The 23,035-nt window shown below is 63.7% G+C and carries 38 protein-coding genes; 1 reads left to right on the plus strand and 37 read right to left on the minus strand.

What is annotated here, in order from left to right:
* Positions 1-35: 35 nt before the first annotated feature.
* Genes H9529_RS04625 through H9529_RS04675 form a run of 12 tightly spaced genes read right to left on the minus strand, consistent with a single transcriptional unit; the run spans position 36 to position 6,478 of the window.
* The gene (locus tag H9529_RS04625; protein WP_092892777.1) at positions 36-290 is read right to left on the minus strand and encodes a hypothetical protein; all 255 of its coding nucleotides are present in this window, start codon (positions 288-290) and stop codon (positions 36-38) included.
* Positions 283-438, minus strand: coding sequence for a DUF7940 domain-containing protein (locus tag H9529_RS21430; protein ID WP_450103976.1), 156 nt, complete (start codon positions 436-438; stop codon positions 283-285). Before H9529_RS21430 ends, H9529_RS04625 begins: the two co-directional genes overlap by 8 nt.
* Positions 389-1,120, minus strand: a complete 732-nt coding sequence (locus tag H9529_RS04630) for a lysozyme (RefSeq protein ID WP_190305690.1) — start codon at positions 1,118-1,120, stop codon at positions 389-391. The genes H9529_RS21430 and H9529_RS04630 overlap by 50 nt, the downstream gene beginning before the upstream one ends.
* Entirely contained in the window at positions 1,117-1,398 is a 282-nt protein-coding gene (locus tag H9529_RS04635) for a hypothetical protein (protein ID WP_143033572.1), read from the minus strand. Before H9529_RS04635 ends, H9529_RS04630 begins: the two co-directional genes overlap by 4 nt.
* Before the next feature lie 7 nt (positions 1,399-1,405).
* Positions 1,406-1,708 carry a hypothetical protein gene (locus tag H9529_RS04640; RefSeq protein WP_143033571.1) on the minus strand — a complete coding sequence of 101 codons (303 nt, stop codon included), beginning with the start codon at positions 1,706-1,708 and terminating at the stop codon, positions 1,406-1,408.
* Entirely contained in the window at positions 1,705-2,127 is a 423-nt protein-coding gene (locus H9529_RS04645; protein ID WP_190305691.1) for a hypothetical protein, read from the minus strand. The genes H9529_RS04640 and H9529_RS04645 overlap by 4 nt, the downstream gene beginning before the upstream one ends.
* The gene (locus H9529_RS04650) at positions 2,124-3,077 is read right to left on the minus strand and encodes a hypothetical protein (protein WP_190305692.1); all 954 of its coding nucleotides are present in this window, start codon (positions 3,075-3,077) and stop codon (positions 2,124-2,126) included. The genes H9529_RS04645 and H9529_RS04650 overlap by 4 nt, the downstream gene beginning before the upstream one ends.
* Positions 3,023-4,741 carry a hypothetical protein gene (locus tag H9529_RS04655; protein WP_190305693.1) on the minus strand — a complete coding sequence of 573 codons (1,719 nt, stop codon included), beginning with the start codon at positions 4,739-4,741 and terminating at the stop codon, positions 3,023-3,025. The genes H9529_RS04650 and H9529_RS04655 overlap by 55 nt, the downstream gene beginning before the upstream one ends.
* The gene (locus H9529_RS04660) at positions 4,738-5,010 is read right to left on the minus strand and encodes a hypothetical protein (RefSeq protein WP_092892473.1); all 273 of its coding nucleotides are present in this window, start codon (positions 5,008-5,010) and stop codon (positions 4,738-4,740) included. Before H9529_RS04660 ends, H9529_RS04655 begins: the two co-directional genes overlap by 4 nt.
* Complete coding sequence (locus H9529_RS04665; protein WP_092892475.1) at positions 5,003-5,296, minus strand: hypothetical protein; 294 nt, start codon at positions 5,294-5,296, stop codon at positions 5,003-5,005. Before H9529_RS04665 ends, H9529_RS04660 begins: the two co-directional genes overlap by 8 nt.
* 20 nt (positions 5,297-5,316) lie before the next feature.
* On the minus strand, positions 5,317-5,745 hold the full coding sequence (locus H9529_RS04670) for a hypothetical protein (protein ID WP_190305694.1): 429 nt from the start codon (positions 5,743-5,745) through the stop codon (positions 5,317-5,319).
* Complete coding sequence (locus H9529_RS04675) at positions 5,717-6,478, minus strand: phage tail protein (RefSeq protein WP_190305695.1); 762 nt, start codon at positions 6,476-6,478, stop codon at positions 5,717-5,719. The genes H9529_RS04670 and H9529_RS04675 overlap by 29 nt, the downstream gene beginning before the upstream one ends.
* Before the next feature lie 313 nt (positions 6,479-6,791).
* On the opposite strand from H9529_RS04675, the gene H9529_RS04680 reads away from it, so the two are divergent.
* Positions 6,792-7,139 (plus strand): hypothetical protein, encoded by a 348-nt coding sequence (locus H9529_RS04680; protein ID WP_190305696.1) that lies wholly within the window; start codon positions 6,792-6,794, stop codon positions 7,137-7,139.
* A 245-nt stretch (positions 7,140-7,384) separates the two neighbouring features.
* On the opposite strand, the gene H9529_RS04685 is transcribed toward H9529_RS04680, so the two are convergent.
* From H9529_RS04685 to H9529_RS04810, 25 genes are all read right to left on the minus strand, one after another.
* Positions 7,385-7,786 (minus strand): DUF6950 family protein, encoded by a 402-nt coding sequence (locus H9529_RS04685; RefSeq protein ID WP_092892480.1) that lies wholly within the window; start codon positions 7,784-7,786, stop codon positions 7,385-7,387.
* Positions 7,780-8,373, minus strand: coding sequence for a hypothetical protein (locus H9529_RS04690; protein ID WP_190305697.1), 594 nt, complete (start codon positions 8,371-8,373; stop codon positions 7,780-7,782). The genes H9529_RS04685 and H9529_RS04690 overlap by 7 nt, the downstream gene beginning before the upstream one ends.
* A complete protein-coding gene (locus tag H9529_RS04695; RefSeq protein ID WP_190305698.1) occupies positions 8,364-8,516 on the minus strand; it encodes a hypothetical protein in 153 nt (50 codons plus the stop codon). Before H9529_RS04695 ends, H9529_RS04690 begins: the two co-directional genes overlap by 10 nt.
* A 5-nt stretch (positions 8,517-8,521) precedes the next feature.
* Positions 8,522-8,977, minus strand: coding sequence for a hypothetical protein (locus H9529_RS04700; protein ID WP_190305699.1), 456 nt, complete (start codon positions 8,975-8,977; stop codon positions 8,522-8,524).
* Between the two features lie 136 nt (positions 8,978-9,113).
* Positions 9,114-10,007 carry a hypothetical protein gene (locus tag H9529_RS04705; RefSeq protein WP_190305700.1) on the minus strand — a complete coding sequence of 298 codons (894 nt, stop codon included), beginning with the start codon at positions 10,005-10,007 and terminating at the stop codon, positions 9,114-9,116.
* A gap of 141 nt (positions 10,008-10,148) precedes the next feature.
* Positions 10,149-11,138, minus strand: a complete 990-nt coding sequence (locus H9529_RS04710; RefSeq protein ID WP_190305701.1) for a phage tail tape measure protein — start codon at positions 11,136-11,138, stop codon at positions 10,149-10,151.
* Positions 11,135-11,470, minus strand: coding sequence for a hypothetical protein (locus H9529_RS04715; protein ID WP_092892488.1), 336 nt, complete (start codon positions 11,468-11,470; stop codon positions 11,135-11,137). Before H9529_RS04715 ends, H9529_RS04710 begins: the two co-directional genes overlap by 4 nt.
* Positions 11,470-11,805 (minus strand): hypothetical protein, encoded by a 336-nt coding sequence (locus H9529_RS04720; RefSeq protein ID WP_190305702.1) that lies wholly within the window; start codon positions 11,803-11,805, stop codon positions 11,470-11,472. Before H9529_RS04720 ends, H9529_RS04715 begins: the two co-directional genes overlap by 1 nt.
* Before the next feature lie 28 nt (positions 11,806-11,833).
* A complete protein-coding gene (locus H9529_RS04725) occupies positions 11,834-12,208 on the minus strand; it encodes a phage tail protein (RefSeq protein WP_190305703.1) in 375 nt (124 codons plus the stop codon).
* A gap of 91 nt (positions 12,209-12,299) precedes the next feature.
* The gene (locus H9529_RS04730) at positions 12,300-12,746 is read right to left on the minus strand and encodes a hypothetical protein (protein WP_092892494.1); all 447 of its coding nucleotides are present in this window, start codon (positions 12,744-12,746) and stop codon (positions 12,300-12,302) included.
* A complete protein-coding gene (locus H9529_RS04735) occupies positions 12,743-13,063 on the minus strand; it encodes a head-tail joining protein (RefSeq protein WP_092892496.1) in 321 nt (106 codons plus the stop codon). The genes H9529_RS04730 and H9529_RS04735 overlap by 4 nt, the downstream gene beginning before the upstream one ends.
* Positions 13,063-13,395, minus strand: a complete 333-nt coding sequence (locus H9529_RS04740) for a DUF2190 family protein (protein WP_092892498.1) — start codon at positions 13,393-13,395, stop codon at positions 13,063-13,065. Before H9529_RS04740 ends, H9529_RS04735 begins: the two co-directional genes overlap by 1 nt.
* Positions 13,396-13,492: 97 nt before the next feature.
* On the minus strand, positions 13,493-14,389 hold the full coding sequence (locus tag H9529_RS04745; RefSeq protein WP_190305704.1) for a phage major capsid protein: 897 nt from the start codon (positions 14,387-14,389) through the stop codon (positions 13,493-13,495).
* Positions 14,332-14,886: a hypothetical protein gene (locus H9529_RS04750; RefSeq protein ID WP_190305705.1), complete on the minus strand. Its 555-nt coding sequence runs from the start codon at positions 14,884-14,886 to the stop codon at positions 14,332-14,334. The genes H9529_RS04745 and H9529_RS04750 overlap by 58 nt, the downstream gene beginning before the upstream one ends.
* Before the next feature lie 270 nt (positions 14,887-15,156).
* Positions 15,157-15,501, minus strand: coding sequence for an ATP-dependent Clp protease proteolytic subunit (locus H9529_RS04760; protein WP_190305739.1), 345 nt, complete (start codon positions 15,499-15,501; stop codon positions 15,157-15,159).
* 147 nt (positions 15,502-15,648) lie between these two features.
* Entirely contained in the window at positions 15,649-15,810 is a 162-nt protein-coding gene (locus tag H9529_RS04765) for a hypothetical protein (RefSeq protein ID WP_190305707.1), read from the minus strand.
* The gene (locus H9529_RS21070) at positions 15,777-16,139 is read right to left on the minus strand and encodes a phage portal protein (protein ID WP_190305708.1); all 363 of its coding nucleotides are present in this window, start codon (positions 16,137-16,139) and stop codon (positions 15,777-15,779) included. Before H9529_RS21070 ends, H9529_RS04765 begins: the two co-directional genes overlap by 34 nt.
* Positions 16,103-17,122: a phage portal protein gene (locus H9529_RS04775; RefSeq protein ID WP_190305709.1), complete on the minus strand. Its 1,020-nt coding sequence runs from the start codon at positions 17,120-17,122 to the stop codon at positions 16,103-16,105. The genes H9529_RS21070 and H9529_RS04775 overlap by 37 nt, the downstream gene beginning before the upstream one ends.
* A 202-nt stretch (positions 17,123-17,324) precedes the next feature.
* Entirely contained in the window at positions 17,325-19,349 is a 2,025-nt protein-coding gene (locus H9529_RS04780; protein WP_190305710.1) for a phage terminase large subunit family protein, read from the minus strand.
* Positions 19,350-19,961 (minus strand): hypothetical protein, encoded by a 612-nt coding sequence (locus tag H9529_RS04785; RefSeq protein ID WP_092892508.1) that lies wholly within the window; start codon positions 19,959-19,961, stop codon positions 19,350-19,352.
* Between the two features lie 126 nt (positions 19,962-20,087).
* A complete protein-coding gene (locus H9529_RS04790; RefSeq protein ID WP_223814295.1) occupies positions 20,088-20,807 on the minus strand; it encodes a hypothetical protein in 720 nt (239 codons plus the stop codon).
* A 90-nt stretch (positions 20,808-20,897) separates the two neighbouring features.
* A complete protein-coding gene (locus H9529_RS04795) occupies positions 20,898-21,563 on the minus strand; it encodes a hypothetical protein (protein WP_092892878.1) in 666 nt (221 codons plus the stop codon).
* Positions 21,563-21,994, minus strand: a complete 432-nt coding sequence (locus tag H9529_RS04800; RefSeq protein WP_190305711.1) for a hypothetical protein — start codon at positions 21,992-21,994, stop codon at positions 21,563-21,565. The genes H9529_RS04795 and H9529_RS04800 overlap by 1 nt, the downstream gene beginning before the upstream one ends.
* Before the next feature lie 266 nt (positions 21,995-22,260).
* A complete protein-coding gene (locus H9529_RS04805; RefSeq protein ID WP_092892984.1) occupies positions 22,261-22,524 on the minus strand; it encodes a hypothetical protein in 264 nt (87 codons plus the stop codon).
* Positions 22,521-23,006, minus strand: a complete 486-nt coding sequence (locus tag H9529_RS04810; protein WP_190305712.1) for a hypothetical protein — start codon at positions 23,004-23,006, stop codon at positions 22,521-22,523. The genes H9529_RS04805 and H9529_RS04810 overlap by 4 nt, the downstream gene beginning before the upstream one ends.
* Positions 23,007-23,035: the final 29 nt, after the last annotated feature.

Here is a 23,035-nt window from a genome sequence, read left to right on the forward strand (position 1 = left end):
CCAGCCGTTGCGCGCCGTAGGTGATGCACCCCGCGTCACCACCTCCCGTCGTTCCGGCGCAACCGCTCATCAGGACTGTCGCCGCTATCACGCCCGCGCTGCACAGACGCTTGCCCACGCTTGACCCGCTCGATTGTTTCCTTGTCATCTTTCGCCCTTTGCTCTGCTGCGCCCTCGCGCCGTGCCTGACGCCTTCCTAGCGCCGTGTTGATCCAGACACCCAAGACCGCCAGCACAGCCGCCAGCACCCCGCCCAGCGGCCCCCATAGCATGTTGACAAGGTCACTCATCGCCGCCGCCTTGGTCGATCAGCCGCCCGACGATGCCAGACAGCAACAGAGCGCCAGTTGCCGCCTGCACCGCCCAATCCGGCACCGCCTTCAGCATGTCAGGCGGCAATGCCAGCCACGCGCCCTGTATAGCTGCCGCGATGGTCATGGCTTGCAGAGAATACCAGCGCCAAGCCCGCTTTGCATCTTTGACCAGTTTCATTCGCGACCTCCAAATAAGCGGCGATGAATGCCCAGAAACCCCCGGAAGGTGCGGCGGGCGCTGTCGGTTGCGCGCTCTGCATGTAGCCCAGCACCTGAGCTTGCGTCAGCCTGCGCAACACCGAGCGCATGTTGGGGCGATTGCTGGCCGTGACGCCAAACACCGGCACTGTGCCGCCGGGATAGACGCCTTCGCGGAACAGTCGCATTTCAGCTTCGCGCCGACCTTTGATTTCAGGCGGCTTAAGCCAGCCCATGAAGCCATTTGTCGCGGCGGCGCGATTTCCCGCGTTCAGGTGCTTGGTCAGCTTCGCGCGTCCAATACCCCCGGTGTTGAAGTCGAACGACACCAGCGCATCAAATTCGTGCTGCTTCAGCGGCACCTTCACCGCGTCGCTAACGCGCTTTTCAAACCGGGCCAGATCGCGCCGGAACACGTCGAACGCCTGCATCAGCGCCGCGTCCATATCGACCGGGTTCCCGCGCGGCATTGCCGCAGGATCAGGCCCGCCCGCGCTTGCTGTGTGGCCGATGCCAAACGTCCAGACATTCACGCTGTCCAGATACGGCGCAGGCACAACGCCCTCATGCAGCGCCAGCGCGAAAATACCTCGCTCAGAAACCCTCACTGTCTCACCCTCCCTGAATCCCGCAAATACCGCGCCAACTCGTCCACGTTTTGGTCAATCCTCCTCAGCGTTGCTGCCGTGCTGTCACGCGATGATTCCAGCGACGTGACACGATTGCCGACCTCGCCAAGAGACGACCACAGCGAGAAAAGACCGGCGGCGAATAGCGGCAACGCCAGCCCCAAGCCCCACTTTCCCGTTGAGATAATCCGGTCCAGCCGCTTGCTTATTTCATGGACCTCATCGTATTGCCCGTTTGTCATTGATGCCTCGTTCATTTCCGTCTCACGTTTCCGACGCCCCGCCAAGTGCGTCGTTTCGCTCCAGCACCTTGCGCGCCCTGTTGACCTCTGATGCCCACGCCTCGGCGCAATGGTCGTTCTGCCAGAAGAACAACGCGTTGATTGCCCGCCGACCGCGCGCCCAACCCGCGCTGTGCTGGCTCTCCACATACGCCCGGCTTGATGTTGTCTGGTGCATTGAGCCACGCAGCAGCAGCGCATTGATCATCCGCGACAGGATCGAGGTGATGGCATAGGCCACCTCATAGGCAACATGGCCGACCTGCTGGATCACGCCCCGGCTCACGCCTCTGGCTCCGCGACTGGCACCACCCCCAGCGTGGCCATGATCGACAGCGCCACATCAGGCGGCATCGCGACCAACGCGATTATCTGGGTGCCGTCCCATATCGGCAGCGGGTTAGCCTCGCCCTCGGCGTCCAACGGGCGCCAGAACACGGTCGCGGCCAACGCCCGAGCAGCGCCGGTCATGTTGATCACCTGGTCGCTGTCCCAGACGGGCCGGTCGCCGACCGGCGCTTGCGCGCGGGCCAGCCAGGCGTCCGACTTCGGCCCAGACGCGACAACACAATCCGCGCCCTCGGCATCAACATAGCCGGGCACGAACGTGCCCAGCCCCCCGATGTCATCATCGAGATACGCAGCCAGCGCGCGGGCATCATCAACCTGATCGGCGCGGCAAAATACGGTCACACGGGTGCTCACAGCGAAATTCCTCCCTTGCTGGCGAGATAGGTTTGCAGCAGCAGCCGCTGCGGTTCGGTGATGGCTGCGGGGATCAGCGCGCCGCCGTAGAAGCGCGTGGAACCGTAGCTGCCACCAGAGCGGAACAGGGTGTCGAACCCAGCGACGGCAAGAATGTCGCCGAGGACGGTCGGAGTACCGGCGTATTCTTGCCCGTTTCGCCAGGACTCGGCAGAGGCTGCGCCATTGATCCTGGCCACATCCACGCGCCTGGTGCCTTCCAACGCTTGCCACGCCGGATCGTTTGCAGGGTCAAAAACCACGCTGTTTGCATTGCCGTCCATGCGCACGCCCGCGCCATGCGCGAGATTGTATGACGACAGGCCCCCGGCAGAACCGAAGCACATCGGCGCCGGAAACCCTGTTCCGCCGTTCACGATCGCAGCCAGCGTGAACGGTCCGTTGGGGGCAAACGGGGTGGCGAAAGACATCCAGTCGTCGATCCCATCCGGCTTCAGGTAGTAAACGGAACGCTGCCCCGCCTCACTGATGTCGAACTCGGACAAGGCGGCCTGGTAGACTGACCGCACGCCGCCTTGCTCGAATTGCAGCGCCTTGATCTTCACGCGGAAGTCGACCGTATCCCCGTTCTCGACCCGAATTGCGAGGTTCGCACGCACCTGGTTTGTGGCGGCGTTATCAAGAGTGCGGGAGATCGTGCGCAGCGTCTCTGTCGCAGGGGCAACCGGCTCACCAAATGTCGCCTCAGTCTCGGAGTTGGGGGCGGTCTCGCCGCGCACGTCGATGCGCACACCCGTCTGCGCGTTGCCAGGCGCTGCCCCTGAGACGCGCTGAACCAGATAGCTTCCGGTCCACGTCTGCCCCGACAACGCGGCCGAGCGGGTCAGATCCGGACTCACAATGGAGAAGAAGGAAACCGCTGTGGCGGTCCCCACGACATCATATAGCACGAACGGCAGCCCGTCAGTGTCGATGCCCGAACCGGCCTTCGTACAGGTGATGCCGTTTGCGACATTCGTTTCCGGCCATGCGACAGCCGAACCGACATCCGCGCTGCGTTTGGCGCGATTGCGGATGCCCGACGCCGGTGCCGCCCGTATGTCTGCCGGGCGGCACTGGTGGCCTGTGTGGCCACGACGGCCCCGTTGCCATCGCGCAGCGCCGCCACCGCCTGCCCGGGCTGCGCCAGCAATGTGCCCGCCGTGTCGGTATAGGCCAGATCGAGGCGGGACAGATCCACGACCCCTGCACCCAGCGCCTGTGGTTGCCATGGGTTGATTTCGCTCAGCGGCCCTGCGCCACAGGCCCGCGCAAAACGGATCAGACGATCGATCTCGTCCTCGGAAAACGCGCCCGCGCGGATCACCGCGCCAAGGATACGCCCGGTACCACCCGACACGGTTTCGACCGCGCCTGCGGGCGCGCCGTTCCATGTTGTCGGACCAAAGATGAAGTCGCCGCCCGCCGCGATCGACAGGTCTGAGACCATGCACCCGGCATCACCCAGCACAAAAGCCTGCCCGTTCAAACCTCCGGCAAACACGGACGCAGTTCGCAGCATATCGCTGACGCCATCAAACCTGATGTAATCAACACTCGGCTGCCCTGACTGCGTCACGGCGAAGTTGTCGGCGGCGGTGATCTGCACATCAGTCGCCTCGACGCCGATTTCCAGCTGTGGGGCAGAAACATCGAGCGTGATGTCAATCGCGCCCGAAGCCCACGACAGCGATATTTCGCCGCGTATGCTGGCGATTGCCGGGTTGCTGATCGTCCCAGCCGTGGACCGGCGCACATCATCGGCCAATGTGTCGCTCAGCGTTGTTGACGAAATCCCGCCTGTGTTGTTGCCCCCCGCATCGTCACCGATCAGGTTGAAAAACACCGCGTTGATGTTGGTCTGGTCGCCCCCCACGCGCTGAAGCCATACGCTGTGAACCCAGTCCTGCGATGTCTCGACAGGTATCTGATCCACGCCGCTGGCAAAGCGGATGCGGGGCGATCCCGTTGGAATGCCGTTGATGCGGATGCGGACGCAGGGACGCCCGTTCTTTTCGGCGAGCGACAGGACCTCGACCGAGCCTGCGGGCATGTTGGTCACGGACCAGTAGCTGGGCAGCGCGCCACCGGCCCCCACGACGCCCGCACTTGCCACGCCCTTCCCGCTATTGGGAAGGCGGTTACGAAGTCCCGATGTCGGGCGGCGCCCAAAGGCAGGCTGGGCTGCACCGGTCGCCTGTATCAGGTGGCGCGCGTTGAGGCTGTTGTCGCTGACCCTGCCGACGGGCCCACCGAAAGCAGCGGGCGTTTCACCTGCAACGTCGGCGCGGGCGAGGTCGGGCAGCATGGTCAGGCCAACTTGGCTTTCCGCGAAGAAAGTAGCGGCCACCCACGCTTCCGGATCATTGAGAAGGTTGGCCAGCGGCATCCAGGTAATGGCCAGATCACCATTGAGAATGGGCGTCAGCAGCTGCGCATTGAACACATCCCGCACATCTTCGAGATAGGCAAGGCTGGCGCTGGCATCCCAGAAACTGGCCAGGCTGACCAGCTTTGCCGCGATCTGGTCAGAGGAATTTTCCAGCCCGGTAAAGTCTGCCGTGATCTTCGTCATAGTGCCACCTCATCATCCCATTTTGCGAATAGTCCACCTGACGCCCAGGTCTGGGGCATAGATCCGGCAGAACCGTCGGAAGCCTGGGCAACCGCCTCTGCCCAAGCTGGGCTTAGCGTGGGGATGCGATCATCCCATTGCAGCGCCGTGAACCACGATGACCCCGGGGCGACGGCACGCAGCACCGCCAGCAATCGCGCGGCGATGCCATTGCCTTGCCGCGCGATGGGGCTGGCGAGGCCCCGAAGGCCGGAAAGAATGTTACGCATGGCCCACCTTGACGCGTTGCGCATTGACGTGCGGCTTGACCCAGACCCGGCGCGGCGCGGCCACCCCCAGACCCAGATCAGCCAGTGGTATCGCGCGCTCGCCCTGATCGGCGCGGTAAAGGTCAGCGCCCAATTCATCCGTCGGAGCCGTGCCATCTGCCGTGCATTTGACGAACGCGCTGTCGTAGGACAGGCCCTGCAATTGGAATGTGAGTGCCGTCACATCGGCATCAGTGATCTGGGTCCACTGCCCTGCGGGGCAGTGGATCGTGGTGTATCGCGGCATAAGCGCCTCCTGCGGGTTGATTAGGGTGTGGTGATGGGCGCCGACGTCAGCCAAACACCATAGGCATCGGCGTTCTGGCAGCGGGCTCGAAACTGGTAGGTCGTTCCGCTGACCAGTGGGGACAGGCTGTCGGTCCTGTCGGCGGGGTATGGCCCCCCTTCCCCGCCCGAAAAGCTCGCGGGCAATGCTATTTCTCGCGCGGGCTGCCATGGCCCGTCTGCCTGCCTGAACTCCCAATAAATCGCTTTGGCCAGCGGATTGACGATATAATCGAAAAACCCGTTTGATGTTTCCGGGGTGGTGCCGGAAATCGGCACGGGGAAGGCCAGATTGATGATGCCGCCAGACAGCGTGGCGGTGAACGCTACGGTCGGGATAGCCGGGTCGGGCGGAGCCACATAGCGGACATATCGATCAGGCTCATCTGTTGCCGCATCCCAGGCAGACATGCGCCGAGGTCTCGCGCAGCGTCATGGGCAAAGCCAAAGCCACCCCGTCCCCCTGCCCCATCCACTCGGCAGGTGCGGTCTGGGTGACCCGGTATGTGCCATTGCGCGCATCACCTGCACGCGGCAAGGCCAGCGCGGCCACGGATCCTGCCACCGCAGGCAAAGCCGACGGCGGGAATGTCGCGGTGAACTCTCGCTGCAGCGCCAGACCACGCGCGGTGATCTGCTGGATACGCGCCGCCTGGCTGGCCGAGAACACGAGGTCGAGCGGCAAGGCGCGCACATCATCCTCGGACCCATCCCAATTGTCCCGCACCGGCGCAGGCGTCAACTCGGACGATTCCCATTGCGCCAACGCATCAGGGAACACCGCCTTGACGGCGGCAGGGATGTCGCGGGTCGGCTGGGTCGCACGGAACTTGACCGGACCATCACGCAAATAGTCCGAGAGCGACAACACCGGCGCTGCATAGGCGCCGGGAGCATAGCCCAACCGTCCGCCCACGCGCATCAGCGCACCCGCCCCTGCATCGACAAGGGGCGTGATCTGGTTCACCAACTCACCCGTGCCAATGAACGTCACGATACCGCCGACGCGGTACCGAGGTTCCGTGCCGCCCGCAGCCAGCGCCACATCTTGATCGGCGATGTCAGCAGCGTCAGTGAAATCCGAGACGCGCAGTTGCGCCAGAGGGTAGCGCGCTGTTTGAAGCGCAGGGCGTCCAACAAGCACAGCGCCTGATTGTCTGAAACCTCCCAGGTCGCCGGATCATCAGGATCCTGATTGTCGTCACGCGGATCCCACACGGGGTCCAATCAGCCTCGACCTCGATGGCGGGCGGGGCCGATGGCCAACGCTCCAGGCGACTGGCATCCGGGCCAGCGACGACCCGCACCCATAACACGCTGCGCCCTGTCCATTTGTCACTGGTCCAGAACTTTGCAGTATCCGCCCGGTCAGATCGCCCATTTCTGCAAGAATACGCGCAGGCGGATGGCCCTGATCACCACGGCCCAACCAGCAATTGAAATAGCCCGAAAACGGAGTGTTTACCGCTGCCGCGCCCGGACTGGTCAGCAAGGCCCGCCAGTTCAGGGTGACGCCACCTGCGGGCGCCGCGCTGGGGATCGTGACCCCGAATGTCGTGGCCGTGATCTGGCCGATCACGCCCTTGATCGTGCTATTCCACGCGGCACAGTCAGCGGCGACGGGAGCGCCCGGCAAGGAATGCGTCACAGTGGCGAACGTCGCGCCCTCCACAATCGTCACGGTGCCAGACCGCACCTGGCCGAAATCCAGCATGTTCCCCACCAACCCTACCGAGCGCGCGTCGATCAGCAAGCGCGCGTTCGTCCCCGCGCAAGGCCGCGAATTGAGCAGGATGCATCCATAGAGAACGCTATCCTTGACGACCCATCCCGGTGCCCATGAGCCACGGATGCGCGCGCGTTTGCCATAGGCAAATCGGTAGGCGGCAGGCTGGTGGGGATCGACAGTTCACGCGACAGATCCGCACCCTGCGAGCGTCCACCCAGCGCCTGACTGGCCACCGACAGCAGCAGCGACCCGCCAATGTTGACGATGGCGCCCGCCAATGCCTGGCTGAGACCAGCAGCCACCAGTTTGCCGATAATCATCTCAGGCATGTTGCACCGACCCAAAACAAAGAACGACACGATCGGTAGAGGCAAAGCCGCCATCTATCCGGCCCGCCCATTGCTCGTGCCCCAGCCCGATGCCCAGAACGAACCGATCGGGCAAGCGCAGGAGGCCGACTTCACCCGCCGCGCCCACGCCCGCATGACAGCCCGCCTGCGCGGCCAGCCGGGTTGTCATGCGCCGCCAGCCGCCCCAAAGCCGCACCAGCGCCCATGCGCCCGCCTCCGTCGTGTACTGGCCGCGCAAGGGGGCCATCGGGTCGACCCCATGCAGCGCCTGGAACACATCGCTGGCGCTGGTGCAGCAATCGGAAGCGCCCCAGACAAAAGGCCCGCGCATATGGGTCAGCACTGCATCCATGACCTGATCGTGCGTCACCATTTCGGGATCCCCTCGGCGAGGTCCGCCCGCGCCTGTTTGACCCAGCGACCCGCCGTATCCGCAGGGTCGGTGCGCAACTGGTCCTCATAGGTGTGATAGGCGGACCCGCGCGCGCGCTGCGACGGCCCGTAGGTCAGTTGCAGATCAATCAGACGCTCGACAATATCACCGGCCCATTGCTCGGTATCGCTGACAGCGCCCACCGAGCCGTAAAACACGCTGAACGGATCGCCGATCAGCACCCGTCCTGCGCGCGCCGTAGTCACCCCGAACCATACCTGCACTTCGGCATTGCGGGCATCCTCGGCGTCGATCAGATATTGATCAATCAGGTCGGGGCTACCGCCGATCTGCGCGCCACCTTCGGCCATGGTCAGACCCTGCGCCTCGGACGGCAGAGACAGCGCAGCATTCAGCGCATCATACCCCACGCCCATCCACTCGTGCCCGCCCCAATTCAGGGTGCCGGTGCCAGAATGCACACGCACGGGATCATCGGGCCAGTCGACGAATACCAGCGTGATGGGATGGAAACCCCCGGCCGCAATTGCGGCAACCGTTGCCGGTGGATCGCGCGTCAGTGCCATGGGTAGACCTCGACCGTGTCAGGATGGATTTCATCGGCCAGAACCTCGCGAAACGACCAATCATAAAACCAGTTTTGCCCGGTCGGCTGGACGGCACGGGGCATTTCCAGCACCTCGAACACCGCCGATTCCTGATCGGTCACACTGATCACACCCTTTGGCAGGGCAGAGTGCAGGCTGATCCGCGCGCCGTCCGCTTCGGCATAGACGGTGCGCACAGCGCGCGCGGTCGCTGACGCCAGATCGAGCGGGTAGATCGCACCACGTCATGTGCGCGACAGACCAGCGCCCTCGGCGTCAGACCCTCCAGCGCAATAGCCGGGAAACCACGATGGTCAGCAGGCACGCCGATCAACATGGGGCCGACCACGAGGCCGCCCGCCACGGCAACGTTGTCGCGCCAGATGGCCGTCAGGTCGCCTGCGCGAAACCCGGATGGATGCGACACCAACCCCCCGGGCATTTTCGCCGCGACAGCATCGAGGTGCCAGTTCACCGCAGGGCTGGTCAGGCGCACCAGGTTGATACCCCCGTCCAGCAAGCGTTTCAGGCTCTCTGAATATCCCGCGCCATCGCGCGCACCGGACAGGGCAGAAATACTCACATGCGCCACACGCCGGGCAGGCCCCGCGCTCGACACAAACCGCTGCCCCGAGAAAGCCGAACGGCTGCGACGGACAGCGCCACCTCGGTCCATTCACTCGACACAGCAAACAACGGCGGGAACGGATAGATGACAGTCATCGGAAAGGCACCTCGCGGTTGGCGCTGTAGGTGGCCGCGACCGAATCCCGGACGATGCCGGACCGGGCACGGGCGACGACCTGGCCGCTGGTCCGCTCGATCGCCGCTTGCAGTTGGCCGTTGTCATCAACGCGCACCACCACCTCGGCGGTCCCGCCGCGTGGCGCACCCCCGCCTGACAGCATTTTCGCGGTATCATTCGCCGAATAGACCCGCGACGTCGCCGGGAGGTCGACCAGTTCGATCCCTTCCTCTCCCACCGCAGTCAAGCCACCGCGCCACGAGTTGGTACCGCGCGCATTGCCCGGCGCGAACAACTTGCCCACCACGAAAAACCCACCCCCCGATGACTGCTCCGCCACCTGCATCAGGCTCATCTTGAGCTGGGCTTGTGCGATCTGGGCCAGCATCTGCGACAGCCCCGACCGCCAGTCCCCCTTGACGATCGAGCCAATCAGGCTGGCCGCCGCGTCCACGCCCTTCTCGAGGCTTGCGGCCACGCCATCGGCGGCATCCTTTACCTGCGCCAACCCTCCTGCCGCACCCCCGCCAGACTGCTCCATCTCGGCCAGCTGCGTATTGAGCTCATCGGCAGTCACCGCAGCGGCGCCCTGTGCCTGATCACCGCGCGCAACCGCATCGGTCAGAGCGGCCATTGCCTCGCGCGCCGGGGTGAAACCCTCTGCCACCATGCGCGCGGCACTGGCCCGCAATTCGTCCGCTCGGCTGGATGCAGCCGCAGCCGATTCCGTAAAGCCATCAAAGGTTTCCCATGCCCTTTCAGCAGCATCCCCGATGGATTTTGCAGTGTCTTCAAGGCCAAGACTTAACGCGTTCTGACCGAGGACTGTCAGCAGCCGTGCCCAGGCCGATGAAATATTCTGAACCATGGAATAAAACGTGGCCTGAATATCCAGCCAAACCGCTTGGCACCCGGCACAATGGTTCCGGCGCTGGCGATGCCTGCCCAGACGCCCTTGGCCACGTCCCAAAGCAGCGAAAGCGCATTGCCAAAGCCCCCGCGCCCCGGATCAGATCGGCAAACCAGCTGATACGGCGAAACACCGCAAAGACCGAAAAGAAGTCGAAGATCTTGCGCCCAGATCCCCAATGGCGCCCATGCCCTCGAATGCGCCTTCGGTAAGATCAACAATCCAGCTTATGAACCCACCGCCGACCGTCGCGACATCGCGCACTGCGCCGACCAAAGCGGCAAACCCCGCGCCCAGCCCGTCGACAATGCTACGCAGCAGGCCGCCCTGTCGAAGGCTGTCGGTCATGGTCTGGGCCAATTCACCAAGCGCAGGCAACAGTGCAACGGCAAGCTGCTGGCCAAGCGCGCCCGATATCATCGAAAGCCGCCCGATCTGGTCATTTGCGGCCTCGATCGCGCTGGCATCAACGTCAGAAACCGCCAGGCCATAATCCTCGATATCCGCAGCCGCAGCGCGAATACCGGCACCACCGGCAGTGATGAGGTTGACCATGCGCCGGTCTTCGATCCCCAGATCGCGCAAAAGCGCGCTGGCCTGCCCCGCATCATAGCCCAGATCCGCCACCGCGTCCGAAATGGCCGCGACCCGGCCATCGACATCCATGTCGCGCAATTCCGCAGCATCGAGCCCCAGCCGCGCCAATGCCGATGTTGAGCCCTCGGTCGGCATGGCCAGCCGCGTGTTGAGGTTTTGCAGCTGGTCTGCCAACTGCGTGACCTCGACCCCGGCTTCAGACGCGGCCAGCTTGACCGCCTCCCAGCCCGCCAGCGATCCATCGACGCGGCGCGATGCTTTTGCGGCCTCATCAATGGCGCTGGCCGCGCGCATCGCGGGGCCCACCACGGCATAAGCCGCTGCTCCGGCGGCGGCAAAGCCAACCGTGACCGGCGTGATCAACCGCCCGACCGAAGAGAAAGCCCCCGCAAATCCGGTACGCGCCCGGGTTGCCGCCCCTTTCACGCCCTGGTCAAAACTGGTCGTGTCCAGCCCCAGTTGCGCCCGCAAACGCCCCACAAATCCTGTCATTTTCGCCCCCAAACCCTTGCCCGATACTCTGCCATTGAAATTGCACCCAGCTTGTTGGCCATGCTGGACAGCGCCGCTGCCAGCGCCTGCGGCGGCAGTTGTTTGCGCGGGCCATCGGCTTGACTGACCTCATCCACCAGATCGCGCAGTTCGGTGGCCGAGGCGCGTGCACCGTTCCACGCAGCGAGCAGCGTGTCGGTGTAGGCGCGCCGACGCGCCAATCCAGCGCCCCGAAGCACCCGGAACACGCCCCGAATGGTATGCGACCAGAACGCGGCGGGATCACAACCCGCCGCGCACCATTGAACGTGCAGCGCTTCGGCCCATTGCATCAGGGATTCGGGGGCGTCTGCTTTTCCGCCGCCTCGCCTTCCGGCGCAGGATCGGGGGCCGCGCGCTGCATGGCTTCGCGCGCAGCCTTGACCAAAGCCTCGCCATCAGTGCGCAGAAGGTCACCCACATGGCGCAGCGTCAGGTCGGGGCGTTTCTCACGGGCGCTGGCATAGACCATTGCCCGCACAGCCGAGACGGTGGGGCGCACGCTGGTCTCCATTCGGTGCAACTCGCGGGTCGCATCAAAGCCCCCAGCGGTCATCACCTCCTCGAAGTCGCAAACCGCGTTGATGTCAAAGCGCAGGTGCAGCGCGCTGCCATCCGAGAGGGTCACGACGACGGTTTCGCGGTTCGGGCCCCCATTATTCTGCCACCGTCGACATGAGCCGCCAGGTCGCCCGCATGGCGACGTTGCCCTTGATCGGGCCGCGCGGCTTGTAGTCCTTCAGATAGGCAAGGAATGTCCTGGTCTTCTTGCCGGTCCCGGTGCCCACACAGATTTCCAGCAGGTGCAGCTCCTTGGCACCGGTACTGGCATCACGGGCGTTCAGGCTCTCAAGAGCGGTGTCCCATTCCGAGCCGACGTCGTACATCATATCGACCGAGAAATCGACAGCGGGCAAAAGGCCCGGCATGTTCTCTTCTGTCGCACCGGGCGACGATTGGTTTGTGATGTCCAGATCAGCGGGCATCTGATCGGGGAATTCGACATCCTGCAGGCCGGTGCCCGGGTCCATGTGGGGGTTTCGCCGCGACCAACGCGGATCGTTGACCCGTGGGCCAGCAGTGGCGAAATCGAGAAAGCGGGGGCAGGCATGGGTAATCCTCCTATGGGATGGTGCGCGCGCGATGATCGGACGCGGCGAAAGTCAGGGTCAGGGTGCCGACGCGAGGCGAACCCGCGCCGGAAATATCAATAGCGGATGATCGCAATTCGAAATCGCGTCGGGCTGACTGCATGGCAGCTTCGATCGGGCCGATCAGCGCTTCGGCATCATCGTCGAGTGCATCTTCAAGAGCGGTGCCATCATCACCTGTGCGCTCGACACGCTTGATGACCACCACTGCGGTCAGATCGAGGGCCGTGGTGTCTTGAGTGGCAGCGCTGCATTCCTCCGAAGGGGTCGCAACGCCGATCACCGGCAGGGCTTTGGGATCAAGCGATTGCGCCCATGCGCTGATGACCGGCGCTGTGGCCAGCGGCCCGTAAAGTGACTTGATTCCATCAATGGCCGCGCGCAGATCTGCACGCAGAGCCTTGCGTTCGCCGCTCATGCCTCGACCTCATCCAGTTCACAGACAAGATGGGCATCGACGGCAGGTGATCCTTGGGGATGCGCGTTGAGGACCCGGTACAAATGGCCCCCGAATGCCACACGATCCCCGCGGGCGATCTCGGGGACGAGGTCCTGGCGCACCCGCCACGTCGGACTGGTGAGCAGGGTCTCGACCCCGTCCGGGCCGATCGCCTGCACCGGGGTGCGACGCCCGATCGACTGGACGATCCGCGTCGCGCCCGCGCCGGGGGTGTAGCTGACGGCATCGCCGAACACATCCGCGACAAGCCCGGCCATGCCGTCAAACAAACCCATCAGCGTACCGTGCCGTCCAACAGCACGGTGCCGGTTGCGCTGGGGTTGACGGCGGCGGCGAGAGCCGCGCCGACAAGGGTGTTGCCCGAGCTGGTGGTGGTGAACACGAAGTTCGTGTTGTCCCAGTAGACGGCCGCGCCCACGGCCCACGCCTGCGCGCTGGTCTTGGCATGGGTGTAGACGCCGCGCCGCTGCACCTCAACCGGGGCACCGCTGGCCGCATCATGCACGGCAATGCCGAACACCTTGCCGACCAGCATGCCCTCCCCGGATGTGACATCGCGCGGTGCCGCAAGCGACACAACCTCGCCGATTTGCATAAAGTTCTTCATGGCTTTCCTCTGTATCTGCCCGTTCAGGGCGCTGAAATGACAAACGGGCAGCCCTTGGGCCGCCCGTCCTGGTGGTCATCGTGTCAGGCTGGTGGGGTTACCCGCCCGCGTTCTTGTAGCCGCCGCGATAGTCGGTCGCGCCGCTGGCGAAATCGAGTTCAACCGAATAGCCAAGGCCCTGCTGGCCGAAAGGTTCATCCATGCGCATGCGCGGGCCTTCCTCGCCCTGCAGGTAGCCATACATGAACACCGGCGCGCTGCCGGGATCAGCCAGCAGGTACCACCCGTTGCCGGTGATATAGGGCGAAGCGACGACCTGCAGCGCGCTGACATAGGGGTTCACATTGTCAGCCTGCGCCGCCTGGATGGGGGCAACCAACTGTTGCGCTGCGAACAGCTGCTGCGGGCCCACCAGCAGGATCGAAGGTGTGATCGCAAGGAACGGATCATCCTTGCCCACGCCCTTGCGCTGCATCATCGCCTCGAACCCCTTGGCAACCGCAGCCGGAGTGATCGCAGCTGCGCTCGCCGCCTTGGTCTTGTCGCTGGCATTGAACACCTGGCGCCCGGTTTCCCGCAGGGTCGGGCCATCGCTGCCCGCCCCGGCAAGAAGCATCGCATAGAACAGCTGATCCTCGAACGCCGCCACGGCCCGACCACGCGTGGACAGCAAGCGGTCGATCGCGCCCAGATCATCGTTCACCATCATCTGGCGACTGATATGGAACTTGCGCCCATAGGCGGCCAACGCCACGATTTCCGACTTGTCACCGACCGTGCCGGACTTGATTTCACCACCTTCGCCGATGGGCATCAGGGTGGGCCAGTCACCAATCGCCGCAATCGGCGTGGGGCGGAAGTCGCTCATGTCGATGCGCTCGGCGATCGCGCGGTAGGTCGGCTGGGCAGATTGATAGGCTTGCGACAGCCGCTTGTTCAGCGCGTTTTCAAAGATCGCCGGGAAGTCGCTGACCGAGTGCGACCCGAACGCCATCTCAATGGCGCGCAGTTCACCGCGCCACGCTGCACACGCCCACGCTGGCCCGCCGACATTGCCGCCATTTCGGGCAGGCTCAGCGCCATGTAATCGCGGGCGGGGCCGTTCACCATGCGATCACGCGACAGGCGGGCGACGATCGCGCCCTCGATGCCGGTGCGGCGGGTTTCGACCTCATCGCGCGTGATGCGGGCCGAGGGGCCATGGGGGTTGATGCGCACTTTCTTGTCCTTTCCGCCGCGTTCGGCATTGATTTGCGCCACGGTCAGACCGCGCGAGATATAGCTGCGGGCCGACGCCATCGGCAGGTTGTTGCGCTCGCAATAGGCCAGCACCCCGACGGCCGCCGCACGGGCAACTGCGGGTTCATCCTCGACCTCATCATCTTCGACTTCGTCTTCCTCGGCGTCAGGCTCATCGATCTCCGCATCTGCCGTGGTGTCTGTGGTCGGGTCATCCTCCTGATCGACGGCTTCAGGATCATCCTCGACCATCAGGTCATCTCTTCCTCGGCCTCGATCTGATCCTCTTTGGTGCTGGCAGTGGTTTTGGCGGGCGCTTTGGGCGCGGTCTTTGCTGCAGTCTTTGCCATGGGTTTCCCTTTCGGCTTGGTGGTTGTGGTTGGGGGTGTGCCGGCCAACATGGCCAACACCTTCGCGCGCGGCGCAGCGCGGGGCCGCGCCCCGGCCACCGCCATCAGCCCTTGGGGGGCATGGTCGTAGATACCGTAATCGAACGCCGCGAACGCGGTCGCCTCGATCTCATCATGTGCTGGTGGCAAAACCTGCTGCCAGCGCCTCGGCGCCATCGAGATACGTCTCGGCGCGCATGATTTCGCGCGCCTCTTCCACGGGAATGTCGGCGCGCGCGGCGTAGATCTTGGCGTAGGCATTGGACAGGGTGCGCAGGTTTGCCGCCGAGCGCAGGTGGTCCGCCTCGGTCCCGCGCCCCTCGACAAACCAGTTTGCCGGATCGTGGATCATCATGATCGAGCCGATCGGCATGGTGATCGTGTCGCCTGCCATCGCGATCAGGCTGGCAGCCGAGGCCGCGATCCCGTCAATGACGACATGTATCGCGTCCGGGTAGTCCTTGAGCGCGGTGTAGATCGCCTCCCATCGGTGGCGATGCCACCGCCCGAGTTGATGCGTATTGTCACCGGACCGGTAAACGTCTTGAGGTCCGCGCGCACCTGAGCTGGGGTAAAGTGCTCTTCATCCCAGAACGATTGCCCAACCGAGCCGTAAAGCAGAAGTTCATTCATCCTTGATTTCCTTGTCTTTCAAGACCGGCGGGGCGGCCCCCGGCACACCGTTGCGCGCATCCGTGCGCAGGATCAGGCTGTTCGCATCGCAAAAGCGGGCGTCCTCGATCAGCTCTTCGTTCAGACGCTCGACATCGACCCCGAAGCTGCGCACTGCTGCTGGCGCGACATCAGACCGCCCTGCACTGCGGTTATGATCGCGTCGAATTCACGGGCCGGGTCCACGATCACCCTGCGCGGCGGCACCCAGTCCAGTTTGATCTCGGCCCAGATGTCTAAGCCCAGACGCTCTTCATCGACCTCTTGCCATGCGTCCATGAACAGGCCAGCCAGCGGCGCCATCATTTGCGGGATCATCATCAGGTGCTGCCAGGTGCTGACGTTCTGATCCATCTTCAGCCGCCCCATCCGGGCCGACGAGAAGTTCACCTGCGCCATGTCGCCGGTCAGGTCCTCGTAGGTAATGCCCAGACCGGCAGCCACAGACCGCAGGACCGACCGGGTGAATTCGTCATAAGCCTCAACCCCTGGGGCGCGGCAAAGCTGATCTGTTCACTGTCACCCAGGTCGTAGATCGCGCCCGGCATGATCGTGTCCGGTGTCTTTGCCTCTCCGCTGCCGCCTGTTCTGAATGCCGCGAAGCAGGCCGCGATCTTCTGGCGCAGTAACTGGGCATCCTCATGGTCCGCCAGATCCTGCAGCCGCAACATGACAGGCGCGAACCAACTGACCCCACGGCTCTGTCCCGGACGATCCAGCCGGTAGATGTGCAACATCTCCGCTGCGGGCACGCGCATCGACACGCCCGATGCCGGGTGCATCACGGAATCCGAGCCGGGATGCTGGGGGAATATCCAATAGGCCACGCGCTGGCCTTCAGCATCATATTCCACGCCCTGGCGGATTTCGCTGCCATCGGCAGTTGTGCCCCAGCGGGTGGCATCGAGATAGTCGGGTTCCAGCACCTCGACCTGGAACGGCAGGCACCCCTCTACAAGGCTGTCTCGGTGCAAGCGCACGAGGCATTCGCCTGCGTCGACCACCGTGTTGATGACCAGCCGCTGCAGGCCGTAGAGGTTCAACTGTCCGCGCCTATCGATGGCCGTGGTGTCGAAATGGCGCTCGATCCACATCAACCCGCGCTTCTTGATACGCCCGGCGACAGTATCGTTGATCCGCTTGTCGACCAGAACCTTCGGGATGATGCCGTCCCCGGTGACGGCGCCCGCGATCACCGCTTGGGCACTGGTCGCAAACGGCGTGTTGCGCACCATGTCGCGCGCAAAGAACGCCAACTTGGTGCGCGCGCCGCTGGAGGCATCGGCGTCACCCCGACTGGCGCGCAGCGACCCGGCGCGGTGCCCCAGCTTCACAGCATCATATTGCGCGACCGCCAGGCGGGCACGGGCGCGCCTTGCCGCCCAGGACGGGGCGACAGTCGCGATGGCGCGTTCGATCGCGTTCATCGGTCAGCCTTTCTGATAGCTTGGGTAGCTGGGGCCAATGCCGGGGCGAGGCCAGGGCGCGTTCCATCATCGCCTTGATGCGCACCATTTCAATCGAGGCTGCGAAACTCGACACTCTCCCATTGATCTGCGCTTTGGTGATCCCTTAGCCAGCATGCCGCAGAGGTTCTGATATTGCTCGATTGTCCAAATGGGCATCAGGTCAAATCCAGTTCTTGCGCGTGGGGATCCACGGCATGGCAGGTTCAGGCTTCGCTGCCGGTGCGCCAGCGGGATCCGCGCGAGGTACCGTCGCGGTTGCCTGCGTCGACAGGGGAACGACCGGCACCGCAGCGTCGAAGAGATCGGGCTGCCCATCGCTGGGCACAATGCTGCGCTCAGCCTCAAGGACCCCCCATTGTTCATCAGTCATCGAGGTCCATCCGCTTGCGCGCCAGCTCTGCGAGATCATCGTGTCCAGCGCCTCATTGCGACGCGTCGGCTCGACCAGTTCCCAGCGCGACACCATCACGCCCGAACTGCCGCGCTTGAGCACACGCACCTCGGCGGTGATCTGGCGGAAATACTCATCCCCGATGCCGCGCGCGATCGACACGAAGCCACGCGCGGCGGGATCAACCTTTTCCAGCCACCCGTAGAAATCAGCCTTCATCTGACTGACATTGAGCAACCAGCGGCGGCGCTGGTTCCTGACCACCCGCCCGCTGACCTTCCGGTCGGTTTGCGGGCGGATGGTCGGGCCGTTGGCACTGCTCGACCCTTTCACCGTGATGACGCGCGCCCACGGATGGCGCTTCGCCCAGTCCAGAACCGCGTCGGTGTAGGCGCCCTCATCAATCGCCAGAATATCCAGCGTCAGGGGCTGGCCCAGCGTGGTGCGCCAGCTGGACTTGAGCAGCGCATCGAGGGCATGGCGGCCCTCTTCATCCCCGATGTGATAGGGAATAATGCGATGCTCGATCACCCACCGTCGATGCTGGCGCCCAAAAGCCGCGATCGTTACCTCGAGCCGATCCAGCTGGCAGTCGACACCAGCCGCCAAAATCACGCCACAGGCGGGCACGCGGCCCATCGGCAAGAACGTCCCGTCTTCGCAACTCTCCACCCGGTCGCGCAGCTTCTCCCAATCGGGTCCCTTGGTGGCCTGTTCAAACGGCAGGCCCAGTACGTCGTTCCAGAAGGTCTGTTCGGTTTGCGATTCAGACGCAATCTGCACGGCGGGCAGATCCTCGACCCCCGACGTTGTGTTGGTCAGACCAGTGGCCTGCGCGTATTCCACGGCGATAGATGCCCAGTCACGCTGGGGCACATAGGCGCGCCACAGATGGAAGCCCGGGTGGTCGCCCTGTGGATTATGGGCAACCCAACGCCCGGCAGACACCATGCGCGCCTTGTGCGAATGGTCGATCACCGACCCGCATTCATCACAGGTAAAGCCCGCAGCATGCAGCCGGTCCGGGTCAATGTTGCGGCGAAAGTTCTCCCACAGAAACGGTGCAAAGTGCCCGCAGAACGGACATGGCACATGATAGTGCCGCTGGTCCGAGCGTTTGAACGCCCGGGTGATGCGACAGGTCCCCGCCACCTGCGGCGTCGACATGCGCACGATCTTCGCCTCATCAAACCCCGATGCCCGGCTGATCGCCATCTGTTCCGGATCGCCCTTGGGCGTCATCTCGAATTTTGCCACATCATCCATCAACACCAGGCGGCGGGTGGTGCCCGCCAGATCATCCGGCGATCCGGCGCTGGTGACCTTCAGGGTGCCGTCGCGCCGCAAGGTTTCCTGATTGTGCAGCGTGTCCGTCTGTTCGCCCCGACCATCGCCGAACACGTCGCGCAGGGACGGCGCGGACCGGCGGAAAGGCATCCATTTCGTGCGCACCCACTCGGTCGCGGACGATGATGTCGGATGCACGACCAGACTGTCGAGCGGACCGTATTCGTGCCACGCCGCCAGTGTCGGGATCAGAACCGATACCGTTTTGCCAAACTGCGCCGATCCGCGCAGCGTCACCTCGCGGCAGGGATGTTCAGGGTTCAGCACCTCGTGGATTTCCCGCAAGAACGGGAAGCGATTGATGTTGAACGGACCCGGAAAGGGGCTGCGCTCATCAAATACGATATTGTCCTGGCACCAGCGGGTGATGTCAGGCGGTGGCGGTGGCATCATGGCAGCGGCAAGACCCCGCAGCACACATGCCTCCGCCGATGACAGGAAACCCATCTATGCGTCATCCTCCATTTCCGCAGCGCTCATGTCGACCGATGCCACCTGCTCTGTCAGGCGATCGGTGCGGATGACACGATGGGTGCGCCACAGATCCATCAGCAGCGCGCGAGCCTCGCGGTAATCGACGCCAAAGCGGTCAGCCACCGCCCGGGCACCATCGCGAAGCACGGTTTCGAACTGCGCAATCTCTTGCGCCAGTGCCTTGGCACTTTGGCGCTGCACTTCTTCAGCCAGGACCCAGCGCCCCTCATCACGCTGGTTGTCGCGCCGCTTGCGCCGCGCGTCTTCTTCGGCGTTCTGGATCCGGGCCAGTTCATAGCGGTCAGGGTCGGATGCAGCGAGCAGCGCATCTTTCTTCGGGGCGGGCGTCGGCGCGTCAGAACCCTGCGACCGGATCTGGCGCCTGGTCTGCGCGCCGTTGCCCATCAGCTGGCCGGGGTCCAGCGTCTTGCCAAGTGCTGTCGCGACTGCCGCAGCATCAAAGCGGCGGGATCGACCCTCGCCTTGATAGCACCCATCAAGTTTCCCCTCGCTCACCCACTGACTGACCCGGGCGCGCGACACGTCAAAGTGGTTGGCGATGTCGGATGCGGTTAAGTTGCCCATGGCCCTTTCCACTTAACAAGCGCGTGTTAAGGCTTTGCTGATTGTTAACCCCCGACAAACTACCGCGGTGCGAATTACCCGCGCTGGGAGGCGTCGGGAAGGACCCAAACGGGGGGCCCCGGGGGGCTAACGCGCTGTCCGGACTGCACGGGCGAAGGCCTTGCGCAGATTTCCTTCCAGCTTTTCCCGATATGCCTTGGCTACCGCTCCTTCAAAATCCAGACGCGGCTTGTAGACCGGCGCGCCATCATCAAAGAGGGCAACCATGGACAGCCGTCCACCTGCAGTTCGCTTCCAGATACCCGGCGACAACTGCCCGGGCTTTGGTACAAAGTACGAGGCGCGCCCACGCTTGCGGCCCCGCGTCTTTGACGCCGCTGCGATCGAGGCAGCGCCACTACGCTGCGCACCAATCGAGGACACGACCTGATTGCGTTCCCCCGGCGACCAGTTGCCGTAGGAATTCAAGCGCGCATTTTGGGTCGGGATCACAGCCCGGATGATCGTGTCGCTGATGACCCGATCATCGATCAGCCGCTCCAACGCTGTCTGGGGCCGCGCGCCGCCCTTGTTCTGGACCTTCAGGTAATGCCGCCGCGCAACGCTGGGTCGCTCCTGCACCATTGCCACACGTTTCGATTTGGTGGCCCGCCAGACCTGGAAGGCATTCAGCGTCCAGCGCGTGGGGCGATCAAACTCGACTTTCATCTTGTCCTGAACCGCCGCCAGCGCATCGTCTGCAGTCCAGTTCAGCGCCCACACCTCGATCTGCGGCAATTGCCGGTCGACAAAGGCACCTGACCTGCGGATGAAATCTGTGGCATCAAGCCGCATCATCATCGACATGGGCACCCCACAACGCAAAACGCCCGGCAGGGGGGTACCCTCCGGACGCAATTGTTCTGTTGGCACTTTGTCCATACAGTGAGATTTAAGTCAACATCTTTTTTGCCATGGCGCGCGCGGAGGCATGGCATCAGTGACCAACCAGCGGTCCAGACTTGCGCGCGCGAGCTGATCACGAACCGCCCGCAACGCCCGCCACCATGCGCTGTAGCGCGCCCGCGCCGCCTCGATCTGATGTGCCGTCGGCGTTATCAGCACGTCGCAGCACATCACATCGCGGGTCACCAACCCGCGCTTGCGGCTGTGTTCCTGCACGGTCCCGCAGACCCGCGTCGCCGCAAACACGCCGTGCTTGTGCTGCCGCCATTCGCGCGGCACCACGCGCGGGCGGGCGTCGCGCATCCAGTCGGGCACCGCGCGTGCCCGCGCCAGTTCGGCAATCGTCACCGCCATGCCGCGCCCGCCATGGATCACCGGCAGCCCGGCCACGATGGACGCCACGATGTCGGCATCGTCATGCGGCAGCGACCGGCCACCGCCGTCGATCGTGCAGCCAACCATCGCGCACTGCATCAGCAGGTACTCATTGCCGACCCCGACGCGCCCTGCCCCCGAGGTCGCCGCCATCTCATCAAACTCCAGCTGCGCAAACTCCACCGCGAACGCCCATTCCAGAAGCGCCACCACGCCCACCTCGACCTGCCCCGCCGGGCGCACCCGCGCCGCATCCTCAAACCGCATCGCGAACGCACCCATTACGCGCCCGCCGCCTTGGGGCCGACAGACTTCTTGATTGTCTCGACGCGCTTGAGCAACACGCGGGCATGATCACCGAACTTGACGACGGCGTCAGCATGCTCACGCGCCTTTTCCGCGTGATCCAAAACCTTCTGCTCGTGGACCCTCACTGATGCCACGAGATCACGGACCTGAGTTGCGACCTCATCCATCTCGGCGTTGCCGCCATCCGGGCCAAACATCTCCTCTCGGATCGAGGAGACCCATCCAAGCATGACGCCCTCACCAAGGATATCTGCAACGCTTTTGTCCGTGTCACCGCCTTTGTAGCGTTTAGCTTCATCATCGTAGCACACCTCCAGAATGCCGATGATTTCGCGCTTCTGTTTCGGCGTGGGCTGACGCGGTGCGATCTGGGCCACGTTGGTGCTCGCGGGGGCAGTGTCCATGTGCAATATCTCCTTTGATCGGCGCGCTTCGACGCAATTTGGGCAGAGGTTTTTCTTGCGGATGGATTGCCAACCAGCGTTTTCGAGTTTGGTCGACACCTGGCTTAGTTTTGCGAGAGTCAGAACGCCACGCGTGCTGCACCTCCCGGTTTTGATGAATTTCGTTGACGGCCCGTGAGCTGCGCGGAACTCGTATGTTGTGCCGCAATCATCGCAGGTTGCTCGGGCCAGCTTCTCTCCCCTCGCACCCTTGATTGGCTCTACACTCATGCGTCCTCCCTCTCTGTTGAAAACATCTTGTCGTGGATCTTCTGGGCGCGGCGCAGAGCGGCTACCTTCGGTTCGTATGTTGAGGCCCAATAGCGCGACTCCCCGGTCCGAGGGTGGGAGCGGGCGGCCAGCTTCTCGTAAAATTCGATGCGGCCGGGCAGATCGGCTGCTGTGATGGTCTCACCCCAGATGCCGGTTATCATGGTGATCGTGCCATCGAAGTTGACCACGGCCCGGACGCTACGCAATTTGCTGCTCATGCGTACATCTTCCTGCGGTCAGTTTTTTTTAGCTTCCCGGATGGTTCATATTCCTTGCCATTGTCATCAATGAGCGGCTCGTTCCAGTACAGCAGAACTGATATCGCGTGCTTGCGAAGCCCCGGGAACTGGCCCAACCATCGCTTTGCCGTAGGTATCACTTCGTTTTCGAGCTTCGAGCGGTTGATGGCGTCGAGCTTGAACCGATCACCGGTTTGGCTGCCGATAACTTTCTCGCCGGTCTTCTCGCGCTTCACTTCGCGCAATGCCTCGTAGACCTGCGCCGCAGTTGGATGCGCGGTGTGTTGGTCATTTTGATATGCTGGAATGTCTTGTCGATGGTTCCAGGCCGGATGTTTCGCGTGTGAACACCCGGCGATGGTTTCCATCTCGCGCGCCAGCGCTTCGGGATTTTCCTTCATCGACGCGATGGGTGAAAATGTGTCCAGCCATGCGAGGACTTGATCATTGGTCGTCTGCATCTCGTTTCGCCTCCTTGCTTCTGAGGATT

This window comes from Roseicitreum antarcticum (assembly GCF_014681765.1).
Classification (GTDB): domain Bacteria; phylum Pseudomonadota; class Alphaproteobacteria; order Rhodobacterales; family Rhodobacteraceae; genus Roseicitreum; species Roseicitreum antarcticum.